This is a genomic window from Blautia ammoniilytica, assembly GCF_025566965.1.
Lineage (GTDB): Bacteria > Bacillota > Clostridia > Lachnospirales > Lachnospiraceae > Blautia_A > Blautia_A ammoniilytica.
This window is the reverse complement of record NZ_JAOQJL010000038.1, coordinates 25,424-35,022: the sequence shown is the minus strand read 5'-3', so window position 1 is coordinate 35,022 and position 9,599 is coordinate 25,424. Positions and strand designations below refer to the sequence as shown.

Annotated in this window: 6 protein-coding genes and 1 pseudogene; 1 reads left to right on the top strand and 6 read right to left on the bottom strand. The window is 38.7% G+C overall.

Translation table 11 applies throughout. The features are described from left to right. Positions 1–79 precede the first annotated feature (79 nt). On the top strand, positions 80–1,411 hold the full coding sequence (locus OCV61_RS15290; protein ID WP_158422541.1) for an IS4 family transposase: 1,332 nt from the start codon (positions 80–82) through the stop codon (positions 1,409–1,411). A 107-nt stretch (positions 1,412–1,518) separates the two neighbouring features. Here the strand turns inward: OCV61_RS15290 and OCV61_RS15285 are convergent, their stop codons facing one another. From OCV61_RS15285 to OCV61_RS15260, 6 genes and pseudogenes are all read right to left on the bottom strand, one after another. After that, the gene (locus OCV61_RS15285; protein WP_158422540.1) at positions 1,519–2,298 is read right to left on the bottom strand and encodes an ATP-binding protein; all 780 of its coding nucleotides are present in this window, start codon (positions 2,296–2,298) and stop codon (positions 1,519–1,521) included. A gap of 12 nt (positions 2,299–2,310) precedes the next feature. Beyond that, positions 2,311–3,867 carry a Mu transposase domain-containing protein gene (locus tag OCV61_RS15280; protein WP_158422539.1) on the bottom strand — a complete coding sequence of 519 codons (1,557 nt, stop codon included), beginning with the start codon at positions 3,865–3,867 and terminating at the stop codon, positions 2,311–2,313. Positions 3,868–4,201: 334 nt separating this feature from the next. Further along, positions 4,202–4,291: pseudogene (locus OCV61_RS19010) on the bottom strand (DNA-binding transcriptional regulator); the annotation flags it as partial. A 220-nt stretch (positions 4,292–4,511) separates the two neighbouring features. Continuing rightward, complete coding sequence (locus OCV61_RS15270; RefSeq protein ID WP_262583159.1) at positions 4,512–4,709, bottom strand: RNA methyltransferase; 198 nt, start codon at positions 4,707–4,709, stop codon at positions 4,512–4,514. A gap of 175 nt (positions 4,710–4,884) precedes the next feature. After that, a complete protein-coding gene (locus OCV61_RS15265; RefSeq protein ID WP_158422542.1) occupies positions 4,885–6,486 on the bottom strand; it encodes a recombinase family protein in 1,602 nt (533 codons plus the stop codon). 40 nt (positions 6,487–6,526) lie between these two features. Continuing rightward, positions 6,527–9,499 carry a TOTE conflict system archaeo-eukaryotic primase domain-containing protein gene (locus OCV61_RS15260; protein WP_158422538.1) on the bottom strand — a complete coding sequence of 991 codons (2,973 nt, stop codon included), beginning with the start codon at positions 9,497–9,499 and terminating at the stop codon, positions 6,527–6,529. Between the last annotated feature and the right edge of the window lie 100 nt (positions 9,500–9,599).

Here is a 9,599-nt window from a genome sequence, read left to right as displayed (position 1 = left end):
CAACATCATAAACTTAAGAGAATCTGCTTAGAGATAGGCAGATTCTTTTATTTATGGTAAAGTTTAGGCAGGGGTGTATATGAGAGGAAGTTATATTGAAAGAATCCAAAAACTTTCTGAGAAACTATCAGATCCTAATTTAGCAGTGCGTGCAAGAAAAATGGACAGTAATACTTTTTCTCGAAATAGAAAGATGTCCTTAAAAGATATTTTACTGTGCTGTCTTTCTAAAAAAGGGCTTACTACTGCATTGGAACTGAGAAATTATTTTAAACAAAAGGGTGATCTCTACATGGAAATATCGAAACAAGGGTATTTACAACAACGAAAACGACTGAATCCTGAAGTGTTTTCTTATTTGAATGATGAATATCTGGCTGATTTCTATCATTCCTCTGAGCCAAAACTTTGGAACGGATTTTTGTTACTGGCCATAGATGGAAGTAAGGCAGAAATACCGAATTCAGTGGAGAACAGAGAACGCTTTGGGAAAAGTAATAATCAGCATTCAGAACTTGGGCAGATACGAGCACTTGTAAGTGGTATGTACGACATTTTGAATCAATTTTACTTGGATATCGAGATTTCACATATTTCTACCAATGAGACAGAGCTTGCCAAGAAAAACCTGAATCATTTAAAGCGCATGAATATCAAACAGCCGGTATTAGTCATTTTTGACAGGGGGTATCCATCCATGGAATTTGTTGACTTTCTGGAAACGGAAAAGATCAATTACTTATTCCGTCTATCCTCCAATGATTATAAATTTGAGCGCAACAATATGGTATCCACTGACGAAGCCGTTATTTTGCGGCATACCCATCAGCGATTAGAGAAAATAAGGAAAAGACATCCTGATCGTTTCGAACATATGAAAGAAAAAGTAAGTACACATACGCGAATTATGACCTCCATACTTCCTTCCGGAAAAGAATTGGCACTTATGACAAATCTTCCCTTTGAAATCTCCCAGAAAGAACTGGAGGATTTATATTACCACAGATGGGAGATAGAAAAGAAATATCATACTCTTAAAAATAAAATGAAGTTTGAAAGTGTGACAGGAAAATCGACCATTTATGTAGATCAAGATTTTCGTGCACAGGTGCTGGTATACAACATGATACAGGATATACGAAAAGAAGCTGACGATAAAGTATCGGTAAAAGGTCGTGAAAAAAACTGCAGATATCCTATGCGCACAAACGAAAATATTGCTATAGGTTTATTTAAAGAACAAATGATAAAATTAATTCTGGAAAAGGATGCTGAAAGGAGAAGGCAATTGCTTTTTGAATTGCAGGCAGAAATGGAGGAACACATTTTGCCACAAAGAAAACTGCCTGGAAAAGAGCGAAAAAAGAATATCTCAAACAAATATAAAAATAATCAAAAAAGCAGTTTTTAAAAAGTCCATGCAATTCCCCCGGGTGCATATTCCGCAAGAACTGCGCATCCGTTCCAGAAGAACGGAGCGCCATTCCGCTTCAAACTGAGCAAAGCTCAGCAGGTTTATTAGTTACCGTTGTTTACTCTACGATCCCTGCCAGGAAATTCAAGACGATATGCCTTGGATGTCATTCGGCTTAAGCAGGCATCTGCATAGGTGGAATCTCCAAAAAGTTGATACCATCCGGATACTGGAATCTGTGAGATAATAATAGTTGCCTTGCGGCAGTCTCTGGACTCAATGATTTCAAACAGGTCGCGGCATTTTTCGATATCCAGATCCATTAAGCCGAAATCATCTATCACCATGAGATCATAAGCGGCCATTTCATTCGAATAGTCGAAGTAATTACCTTCCCGCCTGGCATGATCGGATTCCTTTAAAAGAGTGTTCGCACGTATATATTTAACAGTACGATTCTGATGCATTGCTGTGATACATAAGGCGCAGGCGATGTGCGTTTTCCCAGCACCGGCCCCTCCGGTCATCAGTAGGTTATTCGGCTCATCAATCCAATCACACTTGGACAGAAGTTCTATGACGTGTGTATTCAGCTGACGTTCTGGCTCATAGATTGAACTGTCAAGATCTGCTGCAGGATATTTCAGGGACGCTTTCTTCATGAGACGTTTAAACTTTTTACTCTCACGCTGATCCCACTCATGATTTACAATATCAGCAAAGCGGACTTCAAATGGTTCGAGACCTGTGTTTGGTTCCAAAAGCTGCTTTTCAAAGGCTTCAGCCATACCGGACATACGGAGTTTATACAGTCGATCCATGAGTATGTTCTGTTCCTTTGTGAGTTTATCGTTATAAAGATAGTCTTTTAATCTGTATGCCATAGTATGTCACCCTTACTTATAGTAGTCCTTTCCTCTGATATTTTCATGATTAGGCAGTGTTCCTGGTGAATGCTCGGGGAGTTCCTCCACATCCATCTTTTTTAGCATCTGCTTGAAGGTAAAATATTTACAGGAATTGATCTCTATACATTTATGGGCAACTTCTTCAGCAGCACCTTTCGGGATTGTTTTTACTTTATGCAGGATACCTGCACAGGCATTATAAGACTGCTCTTCATGTTTTGATGATTTTAGGAGTCTGTCAATCAGTTCTGACATTGCAGGACCAATGGCAGAAGCCCAGCGACGGTAATAATTACCATCCTTTGAATTGACTTCTTTATAATAAAGGTGTTCTGGCGGCATATGTTCATCTACTGTGACATACAGCGGAAACTCTCTATAAGACCGCTTATGTGTACAGATCAGCCGATTATACTGATCACAAATCCTGATCTCCGATGCAGTTGCCTTCAGGATTGCAGGCTTGCCACAGTAAGAGTACAATACGGAGTAGTAGTGGCCGTCATACTCGATGTGGTAATTGTTGGGAACTTTTAAGACCGCTTTATAGTCGCAAGCCGTGTAACATCCGCCTGGCAGTGGTTTCATACATGGTTTGTCATACTTTTCGAAAGCATCCAGTCTTGAGAAATCCTTTCCTTGAAAAGATCGTTTATTGAGGACCGCTACTATTTTTTTGATATCAGCATTTAGGTCTTCAAATGACACATATATCTTTTCTTTTAATTTCTCAACCAGATGTGTTTCAAGATAACGTACATGATTTTCAACTGTAGGTTTGCCTTTCGGCTTTCTAGCGGGTGGCGGAAGAACTATAGTTTCATAGAAATCTTCCAGATCTGCAAAGGTAGACTGCAGGATAAGTTCATCTTTTGTGTGTTTGGTTACAGCAGTTCGCAGGTTATCGGGCACAAAGTATTTCGTAACAGCACCATAAAACGAAACAGCATGGGCGCAGCCTTCTATAAAACATGGGAGTTTCTCATTTGGCAAAGCTTCTGCATAGATTAGGCTACTTACTCCAAGCGTGGTCGCAAAAATATGAACCTTGTTAATCTCACCTGTTTCAGTGTCTGTTAAAAGTTCCGGCTGATCGCCAACCCAGTCGATATACATCTTTTCACCCGGGATTCGGTTTACAGCCATTGATACTTTCTGAACACCATAGTTTTCCGCTATGAATCGGTTGAAGTATTCATAAAACTGTGACTTCTCATAACCATCAGGATTCTTTTCTTTATAATCCAGCCAGCAGAACGAAATGTTCATGCGGCTTCCTGGTGTATGGATTCTGTCATAGTAATACTGGAAATCTGGAAGAGGGATATCTTTCCTCTGTAGATTTTTCTGCGGATAGAAAAGGTCCTCAACTTCCGTAGGTGTCATCATTCGGAGTTCCTCGATCGGGATCCCGTTGGCATGATATCGGCTCATGATCAGATTTAATGTACCTGAGCCAATCTTGTAACGGTCCATAACAGACCTGGTCTGGCATCCATTCAAACGCATCTGGATGGAGCCGATAATCGTGTTGTAGTCTTGCATAGTTATGCCTCCTTTCGCAATCATTTGATGACTACGAAAGAACTATAACACGTTGAAAACTTATTGATCAGCTGAAGCGGAAATACGTTCAGCTACATCCGGAAAGACCGATCAGTTCTTAGCGGAATGCGTGGTCAGATGAGCCGGAATTTGCATCCCCCGGGGAAAGTCTGGACTTTTTTTCTTACAATACAGTTTTATAATGAAGCCTTAATTAAAAAATAAAGGACATAAGAACAAGTATTTTCTTAAGTTTATGATGTTGCGCGAAGCAGGTGGGTTATAGTTCAAAATGCCTACACGCTGCGTAGACATTTTGAACAGGCTAAAGCCGTACCTCAAATCTTTCTGCCAGTTCAGGAGCCGTTGTCTTTTCTTCCTGCAGTAAGATTGACAATATACCGATAAGTCTATCTATTTTCATCGTTTCTTACACTCCATACATATTATACCTGATTCAACACGACAGCTATATGTCATGTTTATTATATCTGCGAAAATTTTTTCTGTATACAATAGAATGCACGCTCAGCAAACATTCTATTGTCATGAACAAAAAGCCTACGAACATCAGATTTTATTTCCAATGTCCGAAGGCCCAATAACATTAGTTGAATTTTCTCCATTCGATAAGCCAAGTTAGCCTATGATTCACTTGGAATCATCTGAAAATACTTCAACGCCTCTTCAATCGCTATTTCTTTTTCTTTTGGGCATTCCGGCTGTCCGCCCTTCTCAGATTTTGGCTTATTATAGTTCTCTCTTTCTATAATTCCATGCTTCTGCTTTATCTGTGCAATATACAGATTAGATACCTTCATCCCATCATTATGCTCTGACACATACTTCTTTATCTCCTCATAAGTAGCCTGTCTACGCTCCGCTTCGGTCCGCGCTGGGCAAAGGTCCCCTGGACCTTTAGCGCCTCTCAGCCGCCGTTAAATCCATCTCGTCCATGTCAAGTCTCACATTCACATGATGCTTCGCTTCGTGGAGTTTGGACAATAAACATACTGTCTAAACGGTACTTTCGTTGTCCCAACAAAGTTCCTGTGTTTCCCTGTCTCCAAAATACACTGGAAAACGGAACTTTATGTGCTTCAGGAATCTGCCATCTAGCTGCTCCTGCTCGTAAATGTCCACCTGTTCTACAAAGCTGTTAAGAAATTCTTTCTTCTCCCGGTCGGTGAACTTATCATATAGTTTATCAAAATACAAAAGAAATTGATAGACGTTTTCTTCTGATATTTTCTGTTGCCGGATATTCAACAGGCGGTTCTTGACTTCCTCTATACTGTTCTCCACGCCTTCAATTTCATCATACAGACGATATAAGCGTGTCTCCATATCCTGATATTTCTTTTCATAAAATTTATCCATGATATCCAGACTGTCCATCTGCTGTCCAAGTCTTGCTTTTGCTCCGGTCAGCTGCCTGTGCTGTTTTTCCAGCCTTTCCATCTCTTTTTCTATTTCTTCTGTATCTATTCTTGAACCGATTTTATTCAGAATTGCTTCTTCAAATTTAGGATTCTTCACCAGCTTCCGAATAACTTCTTCCACTGCATTATTAATCTTCTCCTCGCTCCATTGTTTACGATATCCACATTTATGACCATCTACCAGGCGACGATGTTTGCAGGCATAATAGAAATAATCCTTATATAAGGTTCCGTCTTTCTTTTTCTTTCGGTTCACGTTTCCATACATACCGCTTCCACATAACGGACATCTCAATATTCCAGATAAAATATGCTCATGATCGAGGCTATGTGTCTTTTCATATTTCACACCTGTTTTTTCCCGTTTTTGATGAGCAAGCTCCCAGTCTGTTTCTGAGATGATTCCTTCATGGATACCATCGTGCAGCATATAATTTTCCTGCTTTACAATGCGATATTCATTTCTTGTTCCAGAAACTTTCTCGTTCTTCCTTCGTCCATAAGCCAACTTTCCACAGTATACCGGATTATCCAGAACGCCTTTTATAAAGGAAGAGGCAAATGCGTCCAATGTATTATTCTGTCGTTTTTTCTTTTTATATCCATGCTGGTTCAGCCATGCAGCAATCGCAGAGATTCCCATATTTGTATGAATAAATTTGTCATAAATCAAACGAATAATCTCCGCTTCATCCTCTGCAATCTGTAATTCTCCATTTACCAATTCATAACCATATGGAGCGAATCCTCCGTTCCATTTTCCTTCCCTGGCTTTCTGCTTACGTCCTTCCATTGTCTGAACAAGGATATTCTCTCGTTCAATCTCTGCCACCGCAGACAGAACAGAAATCATCAGCTTTCCACTATCTTTTGAGCTGTCAATTCCATCTTCTACACAGATCAGGTTCACTCCAAAATCCTGCATCCTCTGCAAAGAGTTTAATACATCTGCCGCATTACGACCGAATCTGGAAAGCTTGAACACCAGTACAAACTGTACCTCATCTGTTCCATTCTCAATATTATCCAACATTCTCTGAAATTCCGGTCTGCCCTCTACGCTCTTTCCAGATTTACCTTCGTCTGAATACTCATTTACGATTTCCATATTCTGAAATTCCGCATATCTCTTGAGTTTTTCTTTCTGAGCATCCAGACTGTAGCCATCTACCTGCATAGTTGTGGATACTCTGGTATAGATATCACATTTTATCTTTTTATTCACTTTTCCTCCTCTCCTCAGAACATCCCAAAGCAATTTCCAACAATTCCGTTGCAACTTGTGAATTTCTGATACGCATTAAGTTATCCCAGACATCAGCTTTTCCAAGTAGATTCATCCCGCCATGCCATACTATTTCATCATCAATAACGGCAAAACATTCTTCTACTTCTGTTCTTGTTATCACATTTATTCCTACCAATTGCATTGCTCTGATTAATTCATAACATACATCTGACTTTCCGTAAGTAATATCTTCCGGATCTGTTGTAATAACTGTGACCTTTACCCCTACTTCCTGTCTCTTCTTGACTAGTAATAAAAATCTGTCAATTTTATCCTGTCTGATATCCGGACTGGAAATTACCACCATTTTTTCTGACTCTACAATATCTTGCTCGAATTTTTCAGTATAATTTACAGAATCAAATATTGCATTTATTATTTGTTTAGGTTGCAACTCTTGCGTCCAGATTGAAAATCCCATCTTCCTATATGCTCTCAATCTTTTTGCATACATTTTATCAAAATAACGCACATGCGAATCGATATAATCATACACATAAACGGCTTCTTTTCCGACATAATCTCTGTTTAATCTACCTACATACTGTTCCAGGCGTCCTTCAAAAGATACAGGTGCTGCAAGCATTAATACATCCAGTCTTGGGAAATCAAACCCTTCTCCTATTTTCTGACCAGTTGCCACCAAAATAAGCGATTCATTTTCAGGTATCTGCTTTAATTTTACTCTTATTTCCGCATTTTCCTTATCCGAATTATCCCCATACAGAAGGAATACATGATCTGCTTTTTCCTTTAAGGCATCATGTAAAAATTTTGCATGTTCCTTAAATCTTGTCAAAATTACAGGAGTTTGTTTTCTTGCAACACAAGTTATAACATCATCTATGATCATTTCATTGCGCACCTTACTGGTACTAATCAAATTATATGCTTTATTAATATTATCCTTGCTTTCTGCAGTATCAACTACTCTTGTGTATCTTGGGACAAAATAATGTCCAATCCCTTGCTCCTTAGCCCTCTCCAACGCAGTAAATCTATGTCGCAAAGGTCCCAACAGCATATAGATAATCCGATCAAGACTGTCGCCACGTTTAGGCGTAGCAGAAACACCATATACGTATTTTGCATTTATTTTCTGCAATAATTCCATAGATGTGTTAGAAGCTGCGTGATGACATTCATCCATAATTACCATTCCATAAGAATTAATCCGTTCATTAAATTTTCCTCTGCTGTACATTGAACCAACCATTGCAACATCTATGATCCCTGTCAACGTATTTTTATTTCCGTGCAAAATGCCTATCACACTATTTCTTTTTTTCTTTCTTCCTGTTTTTGTTTCATAATCCGGTGGTTCTTCTCTTATCTCTAAGAAATGATTCAATTCATCAACCCACTGATTAAGCAAATCTTTACTTTGCAGCAAAATGAGCGTATTTACTTTTCGCTCTGCAATAAGGTAACTACATACTACAGTCTTTCCAAATGCAGTTGCCGCACTCAGAACCCCATCTGAATGTGATAATAATTTTTCTGCTGCTAATTCCTGTTGCATTCGCAAATCACCTTTAAAAGATACTCTGATAGGTTGTCCTGTTTCTCTTTGATCTGAAACATCAACTGAAATGCCTGCTTTTTCACATTCCTGTATAATATTTTCCCGCAGTCCTCTCGGAATCTGTATATATCCATCTATATCCTTACCTAAATATACAGCACTGAAATTATAATAATTAGAATATCCCAGCCTTTTATTTTTGTAAAATTCCGGATTATCAAATGCCGCCAAACTACGAATCTGATTTTGTATTCTTGGCATAAGATTCAGAGTATCAATATAAACTCCATTGCCCAATACCATGTGAAGCTTGCCCACAACATCTGACATACAAAACTCACATTTCTTCTTCCATGGTTTCGGTCTGACATTCTTCTCAATATTAGTAAGCGTTCCTCTGACTTCTGCTAATTCTCCTTGCCATTTTGCCATGCATTGTTCAACATCTTCTATTCCCAGCTTTCTTGTTTTATTGAAAAGAGCATCCCATTGATCAGGATATGCATTCCAATTTTCATCTACAAAAGCACTATTTCCATTTTTAAGTGCCTGCCCCTGTAATGGCAATGCAATCAAATTACCTATGCTGCTTGCCACATCCTGCGAAGGATACATTCTATCATAATAATGAAACGATTTCAGATTGATGGAAGTTGAACCCTTGTCTAACAGGAGAAATCCAAAATTCCTTGCTGTTGCCGCCAGTATTGCCTTTTTAAAGAAAATCCATACATGTGCCCCTTTCCCGGAGCGAGATCTCTCAACTAAAGGTCTGATACCATTAAGCTCACACATTTTTCTAAGCGCATCCACTTCTTTATGCCACTCATTATCCGTATTTGCAAAGTCCGTAACCTCTGCTCCTTTTTCGTGATTATCAAAATCAAATACAATAAATCTGCATGTACCATTTGACAATAAAGGATATACACCGATTACATCTGATCCATCTTCTTTTGTGCCTAACAAATGAGCAATTATTTTTTTTACATCCAGACTTATCCATTTAGTATTTTCACATTCATCACAAAACACCTTCTCTTTACGTTGTTTAGGGCAAAGCCGGTCATTCCAACGATTCGCACATTGTGGAAAATAGCCCCCGTTCTTTCCTCTTCTGGCATATACATCTTCTCTTCCCCAAAACATCGAAAAGAAACGTATTGCCATTTTCTCTGTAATATACGGTGGATTTACAATACGATTCCCTTGATCCAGGTCATATTCTTCTGCACTTTCTATTTTTTCTTCAAAAGGATTCACCTCTTCATAGGAAATGCCTGCTTTCTTCAATTTATCTTTTAATATCTTGTTCTCATATTCAAGCAACCTAACCATCTTTCTCAATGAATCCGCATCATATGCTTCTATGTTCAAACCTTCCACCTACACTTCTTATTATTTCGTAATGTAACCTTCATTTCATGTCCCAACTTTATTTTAGTACTTGTTCCAACTATTTTCAATGCTTATTTTT

Bases quoted from the DNA above. Each gene is read 5' to 3' on its own strand.
- OCV61_RS15290 (WP_158422541.1), top strand. From the start codon at position 80: ATGAGAGGAAGTTATATTGAAAGAATCCAAAAACTTTCTGAGAAACTA.
- OCV61_RS15285 (WP_158422540.1), bottom strand. From the start codon at position 2,298: ATGGCATACAGATTAAAAGACTATCTTTATAACGATAAACTCACAAAG.
- OCV61_RS15280 (WP_158422539.1), bottom strand. From the start codon at position 3,867: ATGCAAGACTACAACACGATTATCGGCTCCATCCAGATGCGTTTGAAT.
- OCV61_RS15265 (WP_158422542.1), bottom strand. From the start codon at position 6,486: ATGCAGGTAGATGGCTACAGTCTGGATGCTCAGAAAGAAAAACTCAAG.